Here is a 25,618-nt window from a genome sequence, read left to right on the forward strand (position 1 = left end):
TTTACATTCCTCCATTTAATAAATATTTTTCTATACCAGACGCAATTGCTCTCGCAGCCGCGTCTTGATATGCCTCAGTGCCCAGCAACGCTTCCTCGGCTGAATGGGTAATAAACGCCAATTCAACCAGTGCCGCCGGCATATTGGTATATTTCAGGACGTATAACCCAACAGAAAGCTTAACGCCACGGTTAATAAGCCCCGTGGCGTTTACCAGTTCAATCTGAATGGACTGAGCCAGGTCATATCCCCTTTGACTGTCCAAGTGACACCATGTTTCAGTTCCATGTGCTGCTGGATCGTCATGCCCGTTGCAATGGATACTAATAAATAGGTCAGCACCCCAGGAATTTGCCTGGCCGCAAATATCCTGCAAACTATCTGACTGATAGCAGAACGTGTCATAGCCGGCACCATCCAGAATATTCGCGACCATCCGGCCTACCGCAGCTGCCACGTCAGATTCCTGGAGACCCGACGGACCGACGGCACCGGGGTCTGGATTGCCGTCTGGAGCGTGGCCGGGGTTGATGAATACTTTCATATTCTACTTCTCCTTCTTATCGCTGCCAGGCACTGGCAGATTAAAATTACCGCCGGTGACCCGGTTTGCCAATGTGGCAAAAATCTGTTTCAGCTGCGCCAGACGTGTATTCCCCATTTGCTCCAGGTTCTCAGTGATCGATATCAATTCCGTGAGCGCGATAACCGTATAAATTCCTCCGGAAATAGACCGGTTCACCGGTGTTCCAAACAATATAATTTCCGGTAGTTTCGTGACTAAGCCGGCGCAGACGACCAGCACCACATAGGTAAATATCTTCTCACTCCATCGCTGTCGCAGTTCAGTGCTGGTCAGAAACCCCGGCCGCCAGGCACTCCAAAAGCCCCAAAATATCGTCCATGCGTTAATAGATTCAGCCGATACACCGATACTGAGTAAATATTTTTTTGTGATCGCCGCCCATTTCGTCAGCGTATCCAGCAGCACGAACACAACAACGACAGCGAATATAACCTCGCTGCCTCCGAAAAGAAACACAAATGCAGATGATAGTGCTGACGCCAATACCTTTACTGGCCAAAAGTCCATAATGTTTTCAAGACCATTTTTGAGCATCCGAATAAGTTTTTGTACACAATCCAAACACATCGCCTCCAAATAAAAATAGCGCCAATGCGCAGTACCTCATACCACCCCCTTTCACTAGAAAGGAAATAGGAGAGGTTTAAACCTCTCCTATCGTTTTTTATTAGGAAGATCGACATTCCAAGGGATTGTCACCTTTTCAGTTCCGGAACTTGTTTTACGTGACCTAAACCCGCCCAGCAATACCGTCTTGTAATACCGCTCTGCCTTTAATAATTCGGCTTTATCCTCACCAGACAACCCCTGTAAGAACTTCTTTCTCTGATCCCTTGTGAGTCCGGCCAATGGGGACATATTAGCCAGGGCAGTAGCAAGGCTCTGTTTCGTGCCTCCCAGTGCCTTATACTCCATCAGGTACTTTGCGGCTATCTTCTTATCACCATATCGCAGAGCCATCTTGTAGTTTCGGATTGCTTCTGACTGGTCAGACATATAGTCTCCATCGCCGCCCTTGCCAATGCTCTTTAAAAAACGATTCTTTTCCTCCATGATGTTGTAATAGGCCGTCTTATCAGGCTCAGTTTTATAGAGTAGAAACTTCATTACGTCATATCGAGGATGCGGCTTATCGGCGGCCAAACGATATTCGTCTCCCAGCCCAAAGCTATCAAAAATGTACTCTGGATAATCGCGAATCCGCCGGGGCTTAAAGACATCTGGGAACAGCCGGCGCCCGATCAACAATTCGCCCGTGGTTTTAATGGTTGGCGTAATGCCCTGGACGAACTTATTGACCGGATTCTTAACCATGTCACCGGCAATCTCCGCAATTGTCTTTTTGCCATTCAGATAGTCTGTAACGGTCTTAACCGGTGTGTCCAGTCCAAACCATTCAAGGAAATCAGCGAATGCCCCGAGGCGATTGAAGTACATTACCTTGCCATCAGCATCGCGGCCGAGAATGATATGCGGCTGCCCAGCTATATTTGGAGGAAGTTCTTTTTCCTCATCCGGCCAGAGCGCGAAATTATACATCTGCAGAAGAATCCACATCCCAGTAGCCTTTACTGCAAACTCCCCGACCTGAACCGCCAGGTACGGAGAGTAAACAGCCGCTTTCGTCAAGAGCCTCTTGCCGACTGTTTTCGCGATACCTTCATTGGACGCGCAGTTCCGGAACAGGTTAATATAGCGTTTTGCGTTGACCTCTGTCCAAGACCAGAAAGGAATGAGATGTTTTCGCAGTTCCTTGCCGGCAACGGAAACAGCATTGTAATCTCCAAGGAGTTCGTTGGCCAACTTGAAAGCCTTGTCCCGATTGTCCGATAGAGCCATAACCTCTTCTGACATGCTTGCCCCGAAGTTTTTCGGCCTGCCTTTATTGCTCTCTATTTGCTCAAGATATTCAAGATAATTCGCGTATCTGAGCAGTGCCTCCCGCAAATCCGTAACCTTCCGGGCACGGCCCCAGTATCCATCCCATACCTTCGCCGCACCGGTTTTTAATGCGTTTTCCAGACCATCCTTTTGCTCACTGAACCGGATAAACAACTTCAACTTATTGATATCGCCAATTTCCTGCACTTGCAGAAGGGTCTGCATTCCGCCACGTTCGAACCACTCCCGCAGTTCGTTCGTCATTTCGCCGTCTCCATAGAAGTACCGATTCAGGTCCTTCATAGATTGGCTTACCTTTCGCAAGGAAGATGGATTCCCGGCTAATACCGCGTCTAAGTCGCTCGTCATATTTCTCAAATTATACTTAATGATCCGGGACGGACTGGTTAACTGCCATATTTTCCATGGAGTAATCACATATTGGGACCATTTGGTTCCCGTGTCATTCACGAAATCAGGCGTCATTTTCTCCAATGTAGCCGCAATTTCTTCTTTGACAATATACCCTTCACGCCGGCCGCCTATAATCAGAGCGGTTTTCAATTGTTCGGGAGATACGCCCAGGGAATTGAGCGATTCACTCATCAGTTTTTCAACCATCTGTTCTGGGACGGTACGGGCCCGGAAGAATACATTTCCCTCTCTCGGCCGCCATTCAGAATATCCTTCGGGGATCAAATCGCGCCAGGTAACATACCGCTCGCCAAGAGCACCCCGGACGAACTGTTTCTTGTCCTGTATCCCCCGGAACAGCATTGCGGCGGCTCCACTGCCAGGCTTTCCGCCCTGCTCTTTCAGCAAGTAGGCGGCATATTCCATGAGCTTGGCGTGATTTTGCTCCTGATCCTGGAGTTTGTCTGCAACGGCATCCTCCATCCCCTGTGCATCCGATGATTCCTTACGGGCAAAGTATTCCTGCGCCAGATTTTCAACAACGTCCTGATACTTATTATTCGGCCCATATGGCAATTCATCTTTTGCCGCCAGTTCGCTCAATTTCGCGAAAGCCATAGCCTGCTTGCGGTTCAACGTTTGCTTATACATTTTCCGCGCCATGGATTCGACGGTCATATCATCGCTCACAATGCCAAACTCTTCAACCATATCACGGAATACCTGCATGACATTCTGGTCATTCATCGTGAGTGCTTCGGCCTTCAGCCGGTCGATGATGTTGTATTGATCATCCACCAACTTGATCGTCTTGGCTACCTCCATGTCATACAGCATGTCACGCATGACTTCGAATTCGGCTTCCATATAATTTAGGTTGATATCCTTTTCGCTGCCTTCACGGCGTCTGAGCCATCCCCTATTCGTCGGCGCCTTCAGCTTTTGGCCAATACCGGCTATTCTCTTCTGATCCATGTACGCCAACACCTGGTGTCGGTAGTAATCTTCCCGGGCGAATTTGTTCTCCACATTGAAGCCGATTTTTTTCATGACGGCAATGTACCTGTCCTTAATGTCAGACCAAACTTCTTTCCGTTGTTCTACTGCCTTTGTGACATTGGGATAGTTGGCGGCAATATGCTCATCAAGCCGTTCCTGTTCAACCGGTAACGTTTCCTTGGTCAGTCCAAACGGTAGCGATCCTTCTTCATGTTGCAGATCATCCAATAGGACTTTCAGCGAAAAGTGGTAGTATTCGTCCTTGGACAGATTCTTCGTGATATCGTCGAGTATCCTGATGACTTTGTCGTTGGCTACCCCTTTTTGCTGCTGTAGCTTCTGCAGAGCAAAGCGAATTTCGGAGAACTCAGCGGTATGCGGCATATGCTCATACTCCCGGCCAAATTTGCGTTTTAACAAGTCCCACGCGCTCTTTAGGCTATCTTTAATACTGGTGGACTCTTTGGCACCAATAACGCCCTGCATGGCCTTTTCCGCCCGTCTTTGTGTCTCCTCGTTTTGGAATGTGAACCTATCACCGGCGACCGGCTTTTTCTGGATCGGTTCCTTTTGTGGAGTCGGCTTAGTGTAAATGATTGTCCCGTCCGGCTTTTCTTCGCGGGTCCAGTTGCGCTCATTCAGCGCCTGGATAAGCTTTTTATAGTTATCGCCTTTCTGGGTGACTTTGGAGAAGGTCAGTTTGTCCGGAAGTTGCGCGTCTTTTGAGAAGCGAACCTTATCAGCATCTATCAATAATTTATATCCACGTTTTCTGACCTGCTGCTCCAGCATATTCATATCATCGAACTTTTGACGAACATAGTCTCTGCTTTCGCGGAGGGTGATCGGGTCATATCCTTCGGCAGCGTTATCCGCGTCCGACCATACACCATTCGGGTCAATTTGTTCTAACAGATCAATAAGGGTTTCTCTCGAAAAGGTATTGATATTGTCCATAATTTCTTTGGGTGTATAGCTCTGTTTTGAGCGTTGAGGCTGACCGCCGCCGGAGTAACGAATGTCTGGATTGCTGCTATCAAATGTACCGATGTTATCAGTGGCAGACTTAATTTGATTGGAATAAAAAGCAATATATGTGTCCCCGCCGTCTTGCCCTTTTATAATAGCTCCATCAAACCCGGCCTCTTTAGCTTGTTTTAAATCAAATCCTTCGCCATTTTGCCATTGCTTATTGGTATAGCGGTATGGATTTTTAATGTTCAAATACGCAGGAATGATGTTGCCATATTCTTTGGCAGTATCCCTGTTAGTAGTGAAGAAGAATCCGTCCTCACTTTCTATCTTTTGTGGATCGAAAGTAGAGAATGATTGTTTTGTACCGTGGTAGACAATGAGCGGCATACCCTGTTTGTCAACAACGGCCGAACTCTTCCCATAATTTGTGCCAGTAGGCGGCTTGACGAGATTCAACAAATCTGCTACTGTATTAGCAGAAACACCGTTGGTTTTCTCACTTAATCCTGGGGCAGATTTATTCCGGCCCAGGACATGAGAATCCAGCGGTGTAATTTTTATGGCATTCAGATGATAAGCCTGTTTTCCTTTTAATGTTTCTTTCACTGTTAGCTCAGTTAAATAATCATTGTTGCCAATTGAAAGCGGAGCGACAAAGGTGTGTACAAATGGAACTTCTGGCACATCATGCCTATTGGTTTCAGTAGAAACTAATATGGCATTTTCAACAATATCAGGAATGGAAGCAATGGCCTTGACGGAATCGATTTTCCCGTTTGTGATGGCATAATAAGACGTTTCATTCAGCACTGCTTTTGAAATATTAATATCCCATCCAGTATCTTTATTTTTTCGTTCTCCACGAAATTCAGGCTGTTTCTTGGCCCATGCCGTCGCTTCTTTAGCAGCAGCTTTTACATTTTTAGACTGGGTTGCCTCTGTTCCCGTGATAGTGGTAATGGGAACATGGGTCTGATCGTTAACGCGCCAATCACCAAACCAACTGCGGAAGAACGGCGACTTAACTCCGACAGTATCCCAGAAGTGCTCGGCCCACGACCGTACCCAGGACTCTTTAAGCATCTCGGCAGGAATCCCCGCAATATTGACATGCTTTACACCCTTCGGCGCCGGTGCAAACTTTTTATCTTGTGAAGCAGCAGTTTTACCTGCCGTGCCAACCTCATAGCCACTGTCCTTTAGCGACCTAATAACAATATCCGGCAGCACTGCCTCAATTTCCGAAATTTGCTCCCGAGTTAAGCCGCTATTTCTGTATGAACGTTTCCCGGTCAGAAACTGCAACCATTCTTGCACCGATTGAACAATACGCTTAAACAGCGCCGGCGACTTCTTCTGTATTTTTTCCCACAGTGATTCACTGCCGAAGCCGTTACCAACTTCATCGCCTATCATTTCCTCAATGACAGCTTCCCGGTCCATCGCTTTACCGCGCTCTCCCAGACGCCGGCGGTATGCATCAACTTGCGCGTCCGTAACCTTGCTGACCGCTGACCGCATCGCCTTATACACACCGGGGCGATTTTCGGCTAACCAGTGAGTAAATTCATGGCCCAGCGTCCATTCCAGCGACAGATTGCCGTTACGGTTTAAATACAGTGTGCCATCCATGTAAAAACCACGCAGGGAAGTATCTGCGTGGTCTATTATTTCGGCCTTGGCGCCTAAATTATTAGCAAGGTCTATGATCCGCTGTTCGTTCGTGGTTGGGTCAACACTTTCTGCATTGTCGATGATCCCGGCGTCGCTGGAGAACTTAGCTTCGCGTAAGGCGCTGCTGGATTCTTCGATAAATGCCTTCCGGTCTGCATCCGTGTTAAAGGCGAACCCCTTGACGGCATCCCCTTTTTCCCAGCTATTCCACCATCCATCATGTCTTTTTGCAATATTCATGTGCTGATCAAAGTTGTCTCGCAGATACTTCTTCGCTTTGGCGATATAGATCAGATTTTTATTTTTCGTATGGCGGAATTCATGTTTTGAATAATTATCTTCCTGCGTTGCTTCTTCCGTTGCGCTTTCGGTTTCACGGGATTGGCTGGAGATTGGCGAGGTTGCAGACCGCGCCGATTGAACCTGAAGCCTGTCGGGGAGAGAAATGGTTTCGATCCGGTCAAATAATTCTCCGATTGTTTCGGCATCGGACAAATCAATATGACGATTGTCTATCTCTTCCGTGCCGGCAGCATCTATATGTTTTTCAATGACAACAATCTTGGTTCGCACTCCTGTGCCGGCTCTTTCAAACGTAACGGACGGTAATTTGATTTCAGCAACCGGATAGGCGCCGGTTGCCTCTTCGGAGTCATACCATGCATTCAGCCGTTTATCTGCCAGGCCGCCATCAGGAAGAAGCGCAACGATCCTGCCGCCGTCGTAAAGATGTTTATACGCCTTCCCTAAATGCTCTATAGCGGTTTTCCCGCCATGGCCATAGGGAGGGTTCATAACCACTGCATTAAATTTATTGATAATATGATAGTCTTCAAACCGGTTGGATACCAGTTTTGCCGGGCTGACCATCACTGCACGGGGCCCCAATTGCAGGCTCGGTTCAATCATCACGTGATCTGCATGGCCTGGGAAGAACCTGGCAATAGCTCCATGTCCCGCAGAAGGTTCCATGGCCCGTTCCCCGGGCTTCATGTTCGCCCATTCCACCATTTTATATCCAATAGGTTCCGGCGTCGCATAGTAATCATTGCCTTCTGCCGACTTGTTTTGACTGGTCTTCTTCTGCTGAGAGAAATAATAGGATTTTGCCCGTTGGAATTCCGTCATCTCCCGCCGATTTGCCCGGTCTTTTGCTTTTCCGCCCGTTCCTTCGGCGTCCATCCCAGCCGGAAATTCCCCGCTCATTTCGTAGGCTTCAATGAACGAATCCTTTAGCCTCCGCGCCTCACCGCCAAGCGCCAGGTTCTCTGCCGTAGACGCACGTTCTGCAATTTTAGTGGCAAAGGCAAGGCGTTCAAAGGTGGTTCCAGTATTCAGATAGCGGAATATGGCATCCGACATCTGACCCGTTCGATAGATACGGCCCTCAATTTGAATAGCCGCCGTAGGACGGACCGGCATGCCCAGGTTGATCAAGACCCGTTGGTGTTTGCCTGTCCGGTCATGCAGGCTGATCCCTTCCCGGCCGGCATCAGATTGCACTACGATAAGGTCCTTACCACTGTCATCATCATTGAATAAATCGACGTTCTTGCCGCGCACCTTCTTGGGAATTGTGCCATTAAAGAACATAGCATCTTCGCCGAATGACTGTTTCACCTGTTCTATCGGCGACAGCAATTCAGAAAGGTCCAATTTGAGCAAATCCGGGCGCTTGGCAGTAAATTCATGATACAAACTCCGAAGGTCTTCGGGGATGAATTCCGGCCTGAACGGATGGAATCCACCGCCCTTGTTGAAGTCATGAAACAACACTACCTTTTTACCCTGTTTCAGGTAATCCTTGACCAATCCTACCGCATGTTTGGCCTTAATGGACTCCAGAAGATACATCTTTTGATGATAAGCAAACTGGTCGTCGATGAAATCATACAGAGGGCTATACTTTCTGTCTTCTGCCTCCCACAGCCAATTCAATCCTTCATCGATCTTGCCGCCTATGGCATCATTGACCAGTACAAAGTTACGGTCATAGTCTTTATCCACCGTCAGCATCCGGCCGGACAATACGCCCTGGCCTCTCAGCCACTCGTGGAATTGCTGTTCCATAATCTCATTATCCACATTGGCATCCGGAGATGTTAACCTGTTATAGCGCATCCGATAGCCGAAGTGGGTAATGAAGAAATTCTCCCGGGAGTCCGGTTGATTATACCCGCGGTATTCGTCCGTATCCTGACCATAACCAAACAGGTATCCCTCGGCATATTCGACGTTTTTTACATAGGCGAAAGGAGTCGCCGACAGGAAAACCACTCTGCTTCGTTTCTCTGGAGGAACAGCGTCCCACTCTTCATACCGTTCTTTGCGCAGATTCTCAATACCAGTGGATAAGTCCCTGGATTTTTTCTCCAGAGCATCATACTGTTCCCGTTCCTCTTTCGTTCCGGGCTTAAAGTTTCTAAGTTCTTCATAGGCGCTGCGTTCTTTTTCAACCAAATCCCGTTCAAGGTCATCAAATCGCTGACGATACCCATTGCGATGAAGGGTAATAGCTCGGAGCGCAGACGCTGCACCGGTGATATCCCCTTGTTCGCTACTGGACAGGTAATGGGACTCATCGGGAACAACTAGGTCCCAATGCCGTTTCGCCAATTCTTGGTTTTGCCCCAGGTTAGCATAAGTGGTTATGACAATACCCTTGCCGGCGCTCTTGGTATCCTCAAGTTTTGTGATATCCAATCCCATGTTCTTCCCGGCATCAATCCACCCAGCAATGATTTTATCGTTAGGGGCAACAATGAGAATATTGTTTTTTCCCTGTCTGGCAAAGCGCTTCACAATGCCAATTCCGGTAAAGGTTTTCCCCGTACCAGTCCCGTTGGTAAACAATACGCCATAGCCGTCGGGCTTCGAAAACCTTTCTTCCGCAAACAGGACATCGTTCTGTTGTTCAGGCATTAAAAAAGGCAGCGTTTTCCGGATGTTCTCCAGGTTCGCCACCTTTACTGGTATGGATTCAGCTTTTTTCTGTGCCTCTAGTTTGGAAGCTAAGGATGTTCCGCCGGTTTCAGTTTCGGTTCGGTCTGCAGCAATTGCAGCAAGTCCTTTTGTTGCTGACGGGTCAGATTGTACTCCTTCGTCGCTAAATAGGCTGCTTCCTCCAGGGAGTTCACTTCCGGCAGCACGTTCCTGATCCACGGCCGTTCCGCCGCGTACTCCCTGATTCCTTTCGCTTCCGCCACGAGCGGCGCCACCAGAAGGAACCCGTCTATTACCCGGCTGTCGATCCCCTGTTTCTCCAGTCTCTTCGCTTCCTTGTCCATCGCCTCGGCGATTTCCTGCTGATTCATTGCGAAGTACTTCTGGCCCCACCCCGTCTCGATTGGGCACAGTTGCGTTATCTCGTTCCAGATTCTCGCGGCCACGTTCACCATACTGACTCCCTCCCTCGAATCCCGGCCATTCAGAAACGCCGGAAAATGCTGCTTTTACCATGGGGACAAAATCTGCCCCCAGATCCTCTTGTATCCGCTGCTCCATCCCAGTCTGATTCGTAACCCCGTCCTGATAGAGGATTCCCGCATATTCAAACAAAGAGTTGGCTACCCGATCATTATATTTGACATCTTCCGGCCACGCCGTGATGGAATTCCAAACGCTTTTCAGATAAGGCCGGATTCTTTCTCCCACCGTATCTACCATTGTAGCGGACCAATCAGAGAAGTTATTGATACCCCGCTGCATGTGAATGGCACCGACCTTAAACGCCGCTCCCATTAACGTGGGGTTAAATACGGGATTGGAACTAATCTTGCTGAGTTCGGATTGAAGCTCTTTCATGGCCTGCGCTAAAGCCGCATCGCTGTCATCCACGATATTCAGCTTCTTTTGCTTCGGTTTCTTGCCGGTTAACTCCAGGAGTTGATTGCGAAGCCTATCCCGATTTGCCTGGCTCCCATCGAATCCGGTGATATTATTGCCGGATTCGGGAAGTTGCTCAGTCTGTTGTACAGACTGTTGTTCGCTTTGTTGTACGGTCTGTTGTGCGCCTTGTTGTTTTATTGACGGTTCCGCTTCATTTACTGGGCGCGATCCACTTTTGGATTCTGATATGTTGTTTTCCTTTTGGCGATTTCCGCTCTCCGTCTCTTGATTTCCTTGTCCAGTTCTTCCGGATTGTTCGCCAGATGCTCCAGACCCAACGCTTTCAGTTTCGACTCGAATGACATTAGAATTTCCCCCTTGTTCTTTCAGTTGTTTCTCCAGTTCAGCAAACAACTGATTCTTTTTGTTTAAAACAGCGAGTTCCGAGTCGGATATCATGTTTTGGTATGACGGATATCCATTAAACTCATCTGCCGCATAGTGGATACCAATACCCGTTTGCAGGTGAGTCTTTTTACCGTGCATCAGTTTATCCAAGCCATTCGACTTAGCATAGTCCGCAATTTGGGCTTGAGCACGCTGTAACGCAGTATCCAACGTTTCTTTTGATATATCCGGGGTCAATATGCGCCACTCGTCGCCACCCCATCTGAAATATTGTGCATGGTCAGCAACGGCGCCCACTTCATCGGAAACGATCTTGGTGATCACTCGTAAGTGTTTATCAGCCGCTTCGTTTCCAGCAACGCCATTCAACCCGCCCAGATTGAGGAAGTCCACGTTAGCAAAGGCAAACTGCCGGCCGTTCGCTTTAAACTCATCCCACGCCCGTTCTACTGTGGGCGTGAATTGCCCCTTGACTTGATACCCAATGGTTTCATCAACAACGCGCGGGGCTTTCCTGCGCTCAATGAAGCTGTTTGCAGTCTGCTGCGCATGGTCTTCGCTCATTCCCTGAGAAACCAGTTCCGCAGCAAGTTCCTGTCTTTCCTGTTGTCGGTCCACTTCCGTTTGCGCTAAAAAGGGTTTTGCCTTTTGTACCTGGCTTTCACCCTGCTCCTGCTGTTGCCGTTCTTTCAGCGCCGTCCGGATGTGATCCGGGAGTTTTTCAACCTGAGCACGGCCTTCCGGAGTGTCCATCTTCTTCCGTAGGGCTTCGCTGCGCAGTGCTTCTTCTACTTGTTTTTGTTTTCGGGACTGTGCGGCGCGGGATTCCTCTGACTCGATACTGGATCGGCCGAAGGACTGGAATTGTTCCGCTGCCCCCCGAAGATCCCGATTGCCGCCTGTGCCGCCGGCGACAGATGGTTGAACCCACTCGGGGACTTGCTGGTTGATGTTTTCCCGGGTTGTTTCGATTGCATTTACAGTCGCCTCCAGTGCGCTAAACTCATCGCTGATAGTTTCATCTACAGACCAATGGCGCCGGCTGCCGCGCAGGATACTGACAGCCAAATCGTGATACTTCTGATTGTTCATCGGATACAATTGGCGATACCAATCAGGATTAGTACTTGCGCGGACTTTCCCCTCACCATCTTGTTTAGATATTAATTCTACGCCGCCTTCTGCCGCTTCCTGCTTCAACAAACGAACTTCTTGCTGTATCCGGGAGTTTATTTCTCCTGTAATTTCATCCCTGACCGCATCTAAGCTTACATTATAGGACCGAAGGATATCCAGGAAGTACTGTTCGTCACCCGAAAGGTTTTGGTAGGCCTGTGCCATGCGCCGCTGTTCCCGGAATAAGGCCGCATTGGTATTCGCTTCACCCGGCTGACCTTGTTTGGCAAAAGTCTGTTGCTGCGGCGTATTGGCTATGAGTTCTCCCAAGGATATAAATCTCTGAGCCCTTGCGGCATCTCCTTTAGCCTGCGCCAGTCTGGCTGCCTCCTGGTAATTCCGACTGTTCAATGCCCGTGTAATTTGTTCCTCGGAGTCAGCCTCTTCGTATTTACGCGCCAATTGTTCACTGCCAAGCTGCCGGGCCATACCGGCGGCCGCCCGGTAGTCTCCCGCCCGAGCCGCATTATCCATTGATTTTTCAACGGCGAATCTCTGTGCGTTGGTCATTCCATCAACGGATTGAGGAATCTGTTCCCTTGCCTGTGTCAGCGTTATGCCACTGCCGGAAGGGATTTCAATGGATGTACCCGGATCGCCGCCCGGTATGGACGGAGTTACGCCAGGCGACGGAGCCTGAAAGTATTGTACGCCCCCCACATTATACCGGCGCCATGCGGGATTAGCCTGACCAAATTGTTCGGCCTGCCGGGCATCGGAAAACTCGACTACTTGCGGTTGCGGTATCGACACCGGAGCAGGAGTTTGGTCCTCGGTTGCCTGACTGGCTTGATTGGCATTAAATTCCGTTGCCAGTCTGAAAAAATCCTCATCATTCAAGGATGGACCCTGCTGTTGTTCGTCCTGTACTTGCTCTTGTTGCTGTTCCTGCGGGGTAATTTTGAAAACACCGTAATCTACCCCTGCCTTCGCAATAGTGGAGTTGGTTATATTGATTTTACCTGCTTCGTTGAATATCCCATATTGGGCATCCATTTGCGACAGATTTTTGGTGGCGAGATCGATCATGAATTGACCCTTTTGTGTTTCTTGCTCCGTCTTCCCCTGCTTGATTGCCTTTTCTCCCTGACGGGCTAAGTCAAAATTCGCTGTTATCTGGTTTTGCAGTTCTCTTTCCGCATTTTCGACCTGTTTCTGAGTAACGGGATCGACCGCCCCACCGGAAAGAGTTTGCAATTCTTTGGTGACTCCGCTGCGGCGCCGGGAGTCCATCACCCCACGTCCGGCTGCGCCGACACCAGCGGATACCGCCCCGATTGCAAAAGCTGAACGCATTTCTCGGAAGTTCTCATCAGAGAACGGGTTCCAGTCCATTCCTTCCCCCGTGACATAGCGTTGGATATTGCTCTGCGGTAGTTCTTCCATAACGGATTCACTCAGGCCATTAGCTATCAATGTGGCGGCTACCTTAGCCCCCGGGCTCAGTTTGTCCCATTGTTTTGCAAGCCTTCCGCCAAACCGTTTTGCTATCGGTCCGGCACCACGGGTAAACAGTCCCCATTCCAGCTTATTCGTTACAGCCAGCAGAGCGGTGTTCCCGACCATGACCTTATCAGCACGGTTCACTGCCTGTCCCCGGGCGTATTCATCCGCATCTTTTAAGGACATTCCCTGCCGCATGCCTTCATCATAATACAGTTTATAATCCTCATCGTATCGGTTGCCTGCTTCTACCGATGCTTCAGCCATGGCGGCCAGGGGAGTACCAACAACCGGAATAGCATTTAACGGCAGGTTGGTAATAGTGAATGGGATATTTCGCTGGACATCCGTCCAGGTTTCGACCAGCGCTGACTGGATAGGGCCAAGACGCTCCCGGTCTTCTTCCGTAAGATCATCGCTTTTATATTTCTCATAAGTTTCTCTGCCGCTTTGTTCCCACTCCTGTCCTTTATTCTCCAGCCAGTGAGTGAATGACCCTGGCTGCGGGGCCGGGATGGGTTTAACCTGCTTTTCTTTTTCAGTCAGAGCCGCAATCCCGGCAATCACTGGACTAGCCGTGGTTTTTACAATATCACTTACTAAGTCAGGAGCATTAAGAGCATTGGACATATATCGCATACCAGTGCCATAGCCAGATTGTGCCTGACCAAATCCGGCGATGAAGTCATTGGTCGCTCTTTTGGGAGGAACCGGGGTGGATTGAAAGTCAAAATCATCTAAGCTCGCTGGTCTCTGGGAATACATTTCGTCCTGCTGATCATGTAACTTCTTCGCATAGTCCGTCGCCGCTTCCGGCGTGTCGAACTTGCCAAGATGCTGGCCGGTTTTAATGTACTGATCTACGGCCTCGTTCTCGGTTAATATCCTGCCATCGTCGCTAACAGTGGGAATCAGCACTTCTCTTCCGTCCATATTAATGCTCATAGACCGAACCGTGCTGATCGATCCGTCTGCATTGCGCACAACGGGGCGATTGGAAAGATCAATATTACCTTGTTCGGCCGGCCCGGAAGACGCCGGCAAATTAATAAGCGGCTTGCTCTGTTGAGCAGCCGCTCCATTGTAGTTGTTGATAACCGAATCAATATCCGATGGTTGAGTTTGATAATCCGCTTGCATAGCAGGAGGCTGAGGTGCATTCGCTGCACCATTATCACCGAACAAATTCCCCAGAAAGGAGAAAAGTCCTTCCTCTTTTGGGGGGTAGGTGTCTCCGTGGGCATAGTCGGTGAAAAATCAAAATCATCTAATGTCTGCATTTGCTGCTGATATTCTTCCTCTGTCCACCCTTGTTTCTTTTTCGCCATTCTATCTACACCGCCCTTTCGCAGTTACCGACCAAATCCATTCAGGTATTCCGCATAGTTCACGTTCGGGATATCATTGAAACCAGTAATCGCCGTCGGGTTTCTGCCATTACCTGCCGACGGCGTATTTAACTGTGCTTGAGATTGCATGTTAGCCGACACCTGTCCTTTTCTTTGGAACCCCATCAATAACGCTATTTCATCAGGTTTCAATCCGTATTTTCTGGCCAAAAGACCAATCTGCCCTTTTACCTGATCCGCCGTGATAGTATTTTCGCCAATCTGCTGTTGCAGTTCTTTCCCCTTGTCTGCAATGGCGTTCATTTGATCCACGTCCAGGCCGCCAAGCGTTTCGGGTGAGTTGTCGTTTCCTCTGCTGCCAGCACTTCGTATTGACGCCAACGCCCGCTGCTGATTGGCCGCCCACTGGCCCTGGTCGCTTACTTGGCGCTCTTTTCCAACAGGAACCCGCAACCCGGACATTTCGTCGATCATGTAATCCTGCGCGTATTGAATCCCATCTTTTGACCTATTCTCGGTAGTGAACTTTTTGTTTCCAAGAGCCTGCTGCCGATAATATTGATTGGCGGCATTAAACATGTTTTCATCGAAATTCGTGCCACCGCCGCCCAATACGAAATTTCTTGCCTTGACGGCGGCCGCCGCAGGGTCAAGGTTCTGAGCAACGTATCTCCTGGCGGCATCTTCAATAGCCACATTCTTGTTCCAGTTGCTTTGGGCATCACCACTCAGGGTATTTTCTTCAATCTGGCTTGAATCAATGCCATATTGGCGAAGTTGAGTCCTCAGCGCATTGGCCTCATCGTTTAATCGACGCTGAGTATCGTAGCCGCCCATAGCCGACGACGGTGAAATCTCAGATTCTTTCTTCCGTTGCTGAATCTGCCCGTAAAGATCCACTATCTTATTCCGGGCATCTTGCTCTTTTTGCTGCCTGTCAGCAACCATCTGCTGATAAGCAAGATCATTCATTTTAGCCGAATACCCCTGGGTTAATCCCTGACCCAGGGCATTGGATACATTTTCAACATTGGGATTACCCCGTAAGACAATCAATTTTACATCCTCCTTTCGGATTGTAAAGAATACGCATTACCGCGCCACACAAAGGAATTCCCTTTTTTGCCGCAGAAATAAATTCCATAGAATATTTTGCTCGGAGGTATGCCATATGCGGAAATCATTACTCATCTGGACATCCATACTTTTTATGTGCTTTACATCTATCAGTTTTGCTGAGCCCCAAGAAATTTTTGCCGAATACACCTATTCCGTTGGAAACAATGAAAACATGTCCAGCGCCGAACAAAACGCCATTATTCAGGCTAAGCGCATCGCCATGGAGCAGGCTGGTACATATCTCGAATCCTATATCGAAGTGGTGAACAACCAGCTAACCCGGGACGAAATTCGTTCCATGGCTGCCGGCATGATGGAGACTACTATCCTTGAAAAGAGAGTCTTCACCGAAAACAACGCCGTAATGATCTATGTAAGAATCAAAGCTAAGGTTGACCCTGAGAAGGTCAAAACTCCCGATGTTGCAAAGGCAACTGAATGGTTTTTGATCGGAAAGCAGTACGATGTCCAGCGCCGTTACGACGATGCAATTATGGCTTTTTCCAAAGCCATTGAGTTGAACAAGAGTTATTCAAAAGCATATGTTTACCGCGGCGTAATGTATTGCGCAAAGTCGTTATACGAACAGGGGATCACCGATTTCGATTCAGCAATCCATTATAATCCTACTGAGGCAATTGCATATTACAACAAGGGGTTAGCCAATGAACTTCTTGGTAGGAAAAAAGAAGCAATCGCATCATACAAATTGTTTCTAACTTATGCCGTACCCAACGATGGCGGCAGAGATGATACTGGCAGAATTGAAAGAGCTAAGGCAATCGTCGCCACCCATCAACCTTGATTCGGTACCCCAAAGCCATAATTAACTCCCAGGGTATTCGGGAGATAGTTCTGAGGCATCGAATTGAATTGATTCCATGACGGGAACGAATATGCCGGCTGTGCCTGCGTACTATTCCCATTCCACTGATTCGCCAAGCGATTACCCAACGCAGAACCTAAACCGCCAGTCACAGCGCCGAGCGCACCGCCAAGCAATCCAGAACTGCCTTGTTTCACATAGGTAGCAGCATTCTGCTGTTGATTCAACCTGTCCAACTGGCTGGCCGCCGGCACCGTAAACGACTGTCCCAGAGATCCCAGCTGACCAATGCCACTCACAGCCGTTTGGTATGGCTGATTCGCCATTTGACTGTATAACTGCAAGCCCTGGTCAATGTTACTGTTAATCGCATTAGCAGCATACTTGTTTAAATCGTCCTCAGAATCCTGGAACAAAGAGCTGTTAATCACGCCGCGCCGGCCGAGTTGCGCTATGTTGTTGCTTCTCGCCTCATTCATGTTTTGGGCGACCAGTCCGGTCTTCTTGTCCATGTACTCTTGCGGCAGTTCCAGATTAGCAACCGCCTGCTGCCCGGCAATGGACGATTGCAATAAATTCGGCAGGTTCGTTTGGGTCACCGCATCATTGGCCATCGTGCCTAGTTGGTTAGCAGTGCCGAGCATGTTTTGTCCATACTGTGACAGTCCAGTATCAAGATTCTTTTGTTCCTGCGTCGTCTGCGGCCGGACTATCTTGTCGCTACTTCCAAATAGGGATTTCTTTACGCTTCCCACTGGGAATACCCCCTTCAATAAATTTTCTCATAATACACCACCCTTGCGATATTCGCACCAGGTGATACCCAAATTTTCGCTCCCATGCTTTAGGGTTTCTTCTGGTTGCAAACAAAACAACAAACAGCCCCAAACGAGAACAGAGAGCCTCGGCAAACCGTTGCCAATGCTCCCCGTCTCCAGTTACGAGCTTAATATATAAGGCATCTTCATCGTATTGATACGAGAAGATGCCTTTTCTTTTATCATAAATGATAATATCTTCTTTCTCGAAGAATGGTTCGCTGTTTGCTTTGGATTTGTAGAACGATAGCCATTTGTCGTATGATTTTATTTGGATCACATCCTACGAGACAATTAGTTTTTTCCACCATCCGGCGGCTCCCTTTTGACCATTTTCATGATAACCACTGTCGTATTGCTCTCCCCTGATACCGCCAATTCCTCCATCGCAGTTAATTGTACCAGTGTCAATCATCATATTGCGCGTCGATAAAATAACACATCCACCTCCGCCGCCACCGCCACCGCCAGTACGATAAGAAACAACTCCGGTCTTTCCATTTTCCCCCTTGGCATTAATGGTACCAGTAAACAGAAAAGATTCGGCAATACATATTAAACAACCACCGCCACGTCCACCGGAGCCACCAGCGTATGTATTTAGACCAGTAAAGAAACTACTCCCCTTCCCTCCATTCCCCCCTTTTTTTAATTGCTGGTACATTAAGCTTCTTCGCTTCCAATAACTGGTCGGAGTATTTCCTGATGAGGCCACCAACAAAGTGGTATCATTAATGTTTATTTCAGACACATATCCGTTATCAGTAGCGGCACTGCTATGGCTTCTGCCACCACGTCCGCCAGCACCACCGCCAGTCCCCTTTCCTGCATTGTGTGGAGCAACGGTTACCGTACCGAAAATCATCGCAGTTCCACGACATTTAATGATTGTTGAAGTGGGAAGCGACAGGGTATGCCCTGGTAATACTATAAAGTTATTAAACTCATATATCCCTTCGGACAGTGCGACATTTCTCGTCGTGCTAATATAATTTCCGTCTATCCCTGAACCGAAATCCCGCAGCCAATCTGGAACGCCGCTCTCGCTCTCGTTTTTATACCTTCTAACCAACCTGCCAATACTTTGATAATCAGCAATAACAGGTTTTCCTACGTCCTCTTCATTAAAGTATATTTTCCCCGTATTCCATTCGCCCTGGGTATTATAATTCGCTAAGAATTGCCCCTGTGTCGGTTCTGTCGGAACCTCTGTCATTCGGATACGAACATAATCAAGACCCAAATGAATGTCCGGAAGAGTGCCTTCCTGCGCCCGTTGCACAATTAAGTTCGTAAGGCCAAGCACATTCGCTCCCGATCTATGTGTGGCCGCTGTAGTTCCGCCATAAGCACGCGTAACCGTTAATGTATTCCCGTTGATCGAAGCAACCTGCATCTTTTCATTGTCAACTTGAATGACGTCAACACCAGAAAAACCGGTCCCTGACGCTACCGAAATACTTGTTGCGGATGTACTGGATATAGCGGCAGACAGTTGTGTGATTACTATAGTGGAGTTTGATTTATTCGTAACCTTCATGGCTTCGTTTCCAATGACAATAATGTCATTCACCTTATAAAGGTTAAGATCATTCACTGCTATGTTCGTCTGTGTAGTGTTCAGTATAGGGCCCCTCAACCAATCAAGGAAAGAGACTTTCAAAGTAGACGGGTTTTCCTTTGCCGGGACTCCTTTCAACATAATAAACCCAGCGCTCGGTATCCCTTGCACGTCTGAAATAATAGGAATCGTCTCTATTTGGTCGGTAGCCTGATTATAGTTATAATCAATGAGTGGAGACAAGTCGCCCTGCGACCTGGTCATGAAATCCTGGTATCTGCTTACTACCAAAACCGAATCAATAGCATCCGCACCGGTTTGCACCCGGGCAATAAACAATCGCTTCGTCCCGATCCAAGTAGTCCCATTGTAATAGAACATCTTCATGGATGATGTGTCAAACCAATGAGCCCCATTATCCATTGCCGGGGCCATCGTTTGATATTTTGGCTGGATCGTGCTATAGCCGAACTGTAGAGAGTTTTTATCGATTCGTTCTATGTAGAGGTATACCGTTGAATTGGCCGGCAAGTTACTGTATGCGTTAACCACATCATCTGTAACAGATTCAATATAGTCAACAGCCCCCTGCTCATCGCTAAATCCATCAGCGAACGTAACGATTAGGCTTGTGACAGCGGCTTTAATTGTCAAAGACAGCGCGTTAGATCCCGTCTCTAAAAAATCAAAACCGCCGGTGGCGGTTCTTCCTCTAATAATCGACTGCCTGTTTTCGCTCGGTAATTGCGGCAAACTATTTACACGGCTTCCTATTTCATCGTAAAGGGCATTGTCGTTTTCATACAGAGCATCAACAGCCGCATCTAACAGCTGGAATCCCTGCATCCTTTTTGTTCCGCCCTTTACTATATTCAAAAAATGTGCCCTGTTAAAATGCGTCACTATGACCCCACCTCCGCCACATGAATAATAATTTTGCGTATGGTGATATTGCCGGATTGAATCAGAATTTTTACATCAAACTCATCAACCCGGTAATTAAACCTCTCATATTTTTCCGTAACCGGCTTCTCCCAGATATCATCGTAGTCACCGAAAATATCTTCTTCGTCTCCATAAATTTCAATGCCGCCTTGTTCAAAGACAAAAGGCAACCATATATCGCCGATCTGGACAACGCCGGTTCCTTCCGTAGTCGGAAACCAGTACAATTCAACTTTTTTAATGACAACATCCGCTGCCGTTGAAAACAATTTTGTGCCAATCAGAGCTTCTTTTTCCACGCCGTCATCTGTAGACAGCTCGTCATCAAACTCAACAATGGTATCGCCGATAACGCCCCACATGTTCTCTTGAATGAGCATTAAATCAATAAGGTCCTGAGTAAATAATCGGTGAGTAAAGGACCCAACCCAGTCAGCCGACCGCGTAAAATAGTGGTAAATATACACGCTCCCATTTTTGTTGGGTTTTAACCAAGCCTGCTGTTTGGTTGGAATATGCCACACCCTGGCATCCTGGCTCATCGTTGGCGCCAAGACGGAGTTTATATTTCGTCCAACTTCATTCGATTTAATAGACCCATATTCCTGAACCGTGGCTAAACTATGGAATCCATATTGTCCCATGAAAAATACATCGTTTGCCGCAGATATTGCACAAAAGGCATTCATGCAATTCACTCCGCGCGATATCTCCTTCACATTCCAATCTTTTGACTCATACTCACCGATCACACGGTAAAGGATATTGTTGGACTTAAACACTAAAATGTCTTGGGATAACGGAACAATGGCGACAATATCACCAGAGTCCTGATATCCCACTTCAATGAACTTTGCATTGGCAGCCTGCGTATCAAATTCCCAGTTTAGAAAATCTCCAGTACCGGAATACCTAAGATAATCTTTACAGTCTTTTATGATTGGATTGCCTTCGTCGCCATATGTCGTAATGTTAGCAGACACGGTACAGGAAACTACTACTCGGCCATTTCGCTGAAAGACAATGTTACATGGAGCCTGCGTGTTAATGGTAGCAAACCCCATATTCCCTGCAGTAACTAGTGTTGTAATGGGCAATCCTTCGCCAACATCTCCAACGGGGAATAAGCTTGAAACACCATAAGCCTGCAACAGTCCGCCGGAAGCAATTAAAACAGCTCGCCCATAAAAGCAAAAAACCGGCTTTTCTCTGCCGGATAGTTCTCCTATTAAGGTTTTCATATCTGTCGTTCTGTCATAGCTATAAAGGTTTCCACGGACTTTTTTCCCAACATCAGCCACAAACAAAATTGTGTTATGAATCTCATCGTAAACTGCGGCTATAATAGGTGTTTCATGCCGCATCCTCACACGATACCCGGCCACTGTTTTCAGTTCGCCGGTGATATTATCAAATTCTATGTTTGTTCCTGTAATTAGAGCATCCGGCGGTAGTGATTCCGGGTTTGATGTATAAACAATGCCACGGCGAAAATCTGATAGGTCAATCACGTTCGACGTTCTATGTTTTGTTGATCGAAACATCAGAAGTCACCACCTTTATTTGAATCAAAAATACCCCTTGACCAGGGTAAAGTCAGTCGTCATGTTATTCAGCAAGTCCTTAATCTGTTCGCCGAAAATTGCCATAAACTGTTCTTCCACATTAACCGAAAACTCATTGCGCATGCCGGCCCGGATCGTTGCGTACTCAACGATGAAATCTTCATAATCAGAAGGCCAACCGGAATCAAATTTCTCCAACAACCGTTGCGCCTCCGGGATATAAACAGCAATGAAAGGATATCTTCCATCCGGGATTGGAACCCAGTGGATGAAGTTCGGTAAAAAATATTTACTTGGCACTCCCGTAGATGTTAAGTCTTGGACTGAATCAAGGTCTACTTTTGTAATCTTTTTTCCGTTGATCCGCAACTCCAGTATTTTAACCGCCTTCAAGGACAAGTTACTAGTCGCAACGCCTGGTTCTGTAAATCCAGTTTCAGCCGTGGAAAGCATAAGCGGCGCATGCTTAGAAACAGTGCGCCGCAAAAATTTATGACCTTCATTGATGTAATCCAATAATTCTGGTGTTTTGTACCCAATGTTCTGTGTATCAACAATCCGATATCGGACACGCTCTACGAGTTCTGAGACTAACATTGTCTCACCGTCCTAAAATAAAATAGAGCCTTGCGGCTCTTTTTCAATGAATTACACGTTAACTTTTTGTTCCCAGTCAACGCCTGTCACAATGGTGTCAATCTCTTCAATCGACTGCGCCCTCTCGATGGCGTTTTTGTACTCACTACATAAATATAACTTTCGATATTTCCAATCTGCTGCGGCAATCATCACGGCCTGAAATTGCTCGTATGTATGCGGATACCATTCCTTTGTGACATCATCAGTATTCCATATGCGGTATGATGTCGGTTTCCCGGTTGACTGTGCTACTTGCATAGCCTGAGCAAAATTAATTTGATCAACTATATCAGTATCGTACCGGTGCTGTTCGCCCAGAACATCACAATAAAAACCAGATAGCAATATCCGGCCGCAGGCGTCGTTAACTTCCGCAACTTTCCATTGCTTGTAATCTTTCAGACTCGGCACATATGGCTCAGGTTCTGGTTGCGGCTCTACAGCTTTTAGGGCAGGTCCGTTGCCATCCCAATAATATTTCGACCAATCAATAGGAGATTTGGACTGATACCAACCATCAGGCGGGTTGTCGCCATAGTAGGTTTTTACTGCCGTATCTCCCTCGATTAGGTATGCGTACATCATAGGTCGCCCCCTATCACAAAAGAGTAAGATTGCACCGCCGGCTCGTCCCCGCCAACATAAATCTTTGCCAAACGAGTGTTTGTCAAAGAATACAAGTACCCATCTGCATATGCCAACCCCCTACACTGCACAAAAGAACCTAAATCCGCGTGCCAAATTGTATCGACAATTTGCATCGTATTCGGGTCAACCTTGATAATGCTATTCGGACTTGTGCGACATTGTACGTATAGATATCCACCTACTGCCAAGCACCTTTCAGGGTTGGTATTTTCATTGTTACCCGCCCCCAAAGGAAGGGTCGTTACAGTCACACCCTCTTGAGTGAAATTGCTTAAATCGACTTTCGCAATTTTTCCAGGGGCCATGTACATTGGCGAATACAAATGATCTCCGATTATACTGACATCATTACAACGGTTATTTATAACTGTGGGAAAGGATAGGTTTGCAACAGTCTCCAAGGTGTCTAAATTAATTTTTGTAAAGGCACCTGGCGTCATGCTATTAGCTGTATAAAGATACCTGCCGCTTATAACTGCACCAGAACACGTTCTGGTGCGGGCGTCAGAAGAATAATACCTTGTTGCTAAAGAGAGGCCCCCTTTAGTGTATTTGTCCCTATATCCGTTTGCCATTATAAAGTATACATAGTTAGCGTCTGTAGTAACCGCATGTAGCATATTCCCGTTTGCCCTGGCTACGGGAGTAATCAAGCCTGCCGCGTAATCGACTTTCAACACATAAGCCCCGGAATAGTAAGCCCCATACACTAATCCGTCACTATACACTGCGCCACGAATATCGTTCGAAGATACAGAGGATATTTGCGTGTTATCGACCAGTGCCAAAGTGTCTAAATTATATCTCCGTATAGCCGTTGGATGATACACAAATACGTACAAATATCCTCCGCCAACCGTTACCGCTGTGCCAGACGGCGATATTGCAATCGAACTAACTAACTCCATAAGCCCTCCTATTCAAATTCCGGATAGACATTGAGCATTTTAATGTTCGTCGCCGCACTCTCGACCTTGTACCAGAAGGTATCCCCCACCGCATATGGCACTGCTGTCACATCAGTTGTCGCCTCTGCAGTCGAAAACGAAAAGCTGTATTGTTCGGCATCGTTTTTATATAGTCTTAATGTGACTTCGGAATTAGGAACAATGCCTGCATTTAAACTCGTATTATCTGTTGATTGTACTGTCAAAGTTTTTAACGTTCTGGCAGACCGCAGTAAAAGAATTGCAGAACAGGAATTGTTGACCGGATTGATAATTGGTATTGCGACACTGGGCGCAACCTGCCTGACCTGACCAATACTTGTCTCTATAACAACGTCGCCGCTACCGTCGAAACTGACACTTCCAGTTACATCGCCTTCAAGAGAGATTGTTCGTGCAGTATCTAGTTTTCTTGCGTTTCGTCTATCCTTTACAATCCACGTGACAGCTCCATCCGTTACTATCTCTCCAAGTGCCGGCCATTCCGGTTCTGTCTCGTAAGCAATACCGCCAATTACGCATTCGGCATAAGCATAACTGGGAAGCTTAGTGCTGAAAATGATTTCTCCTATGGTATAGTTTGCCCCTGAAATCCATGGAGGGAACTGAATACCCTGCGGTCCCTGTGGACCGGCGGGTCCCTGTGATCCTTGTAGTCCCTTTGGACCCTGCGGTCCCTGTGGACCATACATCGCCAGAAGTGCCCAATACGACTCTGACGATTCGTCGCCACTAGGAGGCATGTTCGTGTTCCCGGATAAACAGAAATACGATGCTCCCTCGTACCCAACAGCGTCGTTCTGAAAATAAGTTGTTGTTGAGTTCCACGCACCCTGCCACGCAAGGCCGATAGGACTTGCCGCTCCTGGAGCCCCCTGCAAGCCAGGCTCCCCGATTGGTCCTTGAACTCCTTGCATGCCTTGCGGCCCCTGTTCTCCTTGCGGTCCCATGGGACCCATTGGCCCCGGCGGTCCTTCCGGTCCCGGTTCTCCTATATTGCCGGGATCTCCTTGTTGACCAGCCGGACCGGTTTCGCCCTTTTCGACGATGAGATTCCAATATATTTCTGAAGCTACATCTCCTGTCGGATAGATAGCCGAGTTGTTTTCTAAGCAATAATAAGCCGAACCATCGTATCGTACAGCATCTCGCTCTACATATGTTTCGGAGTCATCCCACTCGCCGCGCCAATTCACCCCAACAGGTCCTATAGGACCTTGTAGTCCTTGCGGCCCCTGCGATCCCTGAATGCCCTGTGGTCCCTGCGGACCTACAGCACCTTGAGAAGCAAGTAGGGCCCAATAAGTACTTGATGACGGGTCTCCGGTTGGCGGAACGTTTGTATGTTCAGTTAGACAAAAATAAGATGCTCCACTGTAGCCCACCGCATCGTCTTTAACGTAGGCCGTTCCATTATCCCATAATCCGCGCCACGTTAGCCCAGCCGGCCCAACAGGTCCCGCAGGTCCCGGCAGTCCCTGTTCTCCTTGCGGTCCCGGTGGTCCTTGAACACCTTGCGGACCTGTCTCACCGGTTGGCCCAGCAGGACCTTCTGGCCCTTGTTCACCAACGTCTCCCTGCGGTCCTTGCAATCCCATTGGCCCCTGTGGTCCCTGTTGACCTGTCAGTCCTTGCGGCCCTCGTTCACCTTGAGGGCCAATTGCCCCTCTTAACCCCTGTGGTCCCTGCGGACCGGTGGGGCCGGGTGGTCCCTGAGCGCCCTCTATCTCTTCAATTTGTTCTCGAATTTCATCCGCTACTTCTGTAATTACCGCATTTGTTTTGTCGCTTGACCATACCTTATCTGTGCTGATATT

General features: G+C 47.9%; 14 protein-coding genes and 1 pseudogene. 2 read left to right on the forward strand and 13 right to left on the reverse strand.

Going from position 1 to position 25,618, the window contains the following annotated elements:
- Position 1 precedes the first annotated feature (1 nt).
- The 3 genes from ALO_RS11640 to ALO_RS11650 form a co-directional block, all read right to left on the reverse strand.
- Positions 2-544 carry an N-acetylmuramoyl-L-alanine amidase family protein gene (locus tag ALO_RS11640; protein ID WP_004096046.1) on the reverse strand — a complete coding sequence of 181 codons (543 nt, stop codon included), beginning with the start codon at positions 542-544 and terminating at the stop codon, positions 2-4.
- Between the two features lie 3 nt (positions 545-547).
- Positions 548-1,147 (reverse strand): phage holin family protein, encoded by a 600-nt coding sequence (locus ALO_RS11645; protein WP_004096047.1) that lies wholly within the window; start codon positions 1,145-1,147, stop codon positions 548-550.
- Between the two features lie 93 nt (positions 1,148-1,240).
- On the reverse strand, positions 1,241-12,370 hold the full coding sequence (locus tag ALO_RS11650; protein WP_169313141.1) for an ADP-ribosyltransferase-containing protein: 11,130 nt from the start codon (positions 12,368-12,370) through the stop codon (positions 1,241-1,243).
- Positions 12,371-12,730: 360 nt separating this feature from the next.
- On the opposite strand from ALO_RS11650, the gene ALO_RS22470 reads away from it, so the two are divergent.
- A complete protein-coding gene (locus ALO_RS22470) occupies positions 12,731-13,039 on the forward strand; it encodes a hypothetical protein (protein WP_169313142.1) in 309 nt (102 codons plus the stop codon).
- Positions 13,040-14,143: 1,104 nt separating this feature from the next.
- On the opposite strand, the pseudogene ALO_RS23925 reads toward ALO_RS22470, so the two are convergent.
- Positions 14,144-14,422: pseudogene (locus ALO_RS23925) on the reverse strand (hypothetical protein); the annotation flags it as partial.
- Positions 14,423-14,736: 314 nt separating this feature from the next.
- Entirely contained in the window at positions 14,737-15,789 is a 1,053-nt protein-coding gene (locus ALO_RS11655; protein ID WP_004096051.1) for a hypothetical protein, read from the reverse strand.
- A 115-nt stretch (positions 15,790-15,904) separates the two neighbouring features.
- Here ALO_RS11655 and ALO_RS20905 point away from each other — a divergent pair, with 115 nt between their 5' ends.
- Positions 15,905-16,657 (forward strand): tetratricopeptide repeat protein, encoded by a 753-nt coding sequence (locus tag ALO_RS20905; RefSeq protein WP_004096052.1) that lies wholly within the window; start codon positions 15,905-15,907, stop codon positions 16,655-16,657.
- Here the strand turns inward: ALO_RS20905 and ALO_RS11665 are convergent.
- The 8 genes from ALO_RS11665 to ALO_RS23525 all read right to left on the reverse strand — a co-directional run bounded on the left by ALO_RS11665 (position 16,648) and on the right by ALO_RS23525 (position 25,368).
- A complete protein-coding gene (locus ALO_RS11665) occupies positions 16,648-17,322 on the reverse strand; it encodes a hypothetical protein (protein ID WP_139025384.1) in 675 nt (224 codons plus the stop codon). The genes ALO_RS20905 and ALO_RS11665 overlap by 10 nt on opposite strands.
- A gap of 457 nt (positions 17,323-17,779) precedes the next feature.
- A complete protein-coding gene (locus tag ALO_RS11675; RefSeq protein WP_040293267.1) occupies positions 17,780-19,960 on the reverse strand; it encodes a hypothetical protein in 2,181 nt (726 codons plus the stop codon).
- Entirely contained in the window at positions 19,960-21,546 is a 1,587-nt protein-coding gene (locus tag ALO_RS11680) for a hypothetical protein (RefSeq protein ID WP_004096057.1), read from the reverse strand. Before ALO_RS11680 ends, ALO_RS11675 begins: the two co-directional genes overlap by 1 nt.
- Positions 21,547-21,570: 24 nt before the next feature.
- Complete coding sequence (locus ALO_RS11685) at positions 21,571-22,164, reverse strand: phage adaptor protein (RefSeq protein ID WP_004096058.1); 594 nt, start codon at positions 22,162-22,164, stop codon at positions 21,571-21,573.
- Between the two features lie 51 nt (positions 22,165-22,215).
- Positions 22,216-22,791 (reverse strand): DUF4376 domain-containing protein, encoded by a 576-nt coding sequence (locus tag ALO_RS11690; RefSeq protein ID WP_040293269.1) that lies wholly within the window; start codon positions 22,789-22,791, stop codon positions 22,216-22,218.
- On the reverse strand, positions 22,788-23,762 hold the full coding sequence (locus ALO_RS11695) for a hypothetical protein (protein ID WP_004096060.1): 975 nt from the start codon (positions 23,760-23,762) through the stop codon (positions 22,788-22,790). Before ALO_RS11695 ends, ALO_RS11690 begins: the two co-directional genes overlap by 4 nt.
- An 8-nt stretch (positions 23,763-23,770) precedes the next feature.
- Positions 23,771-24,997: a collagen-like protein gene (locus tag ALO_RS22700; protein ID WP_238528265.1), complete on the reverse strand. Its 1,227-nt coding sequence runs from the start codon at positions 24,995-24,997 to the stop codon at positions 23,771-23,773.
- Between the two features lie 239 nt (positions 24,998-25,236).
- A complete protein-coding gene (locus tag ALO_RS23525; protein WP_004096062.1) occupies positions 25,237-25,368 on the reverse strand; it encodes a hypothetical protein in 132 nt (43 codons plus the stop codon).
- Between the last annotated feature and the right edge of the window lie 250 nt (positions 25,369-25,618).

The organism is Acetonema longum DSM 6540, assembly GCF_000219125.1.
Taxonomy (GTDB): Bacteria; Bacillota; Negativicutes; order Sporomusales; family Acetonemataceae; genus Acetonema; species Acetonema longum.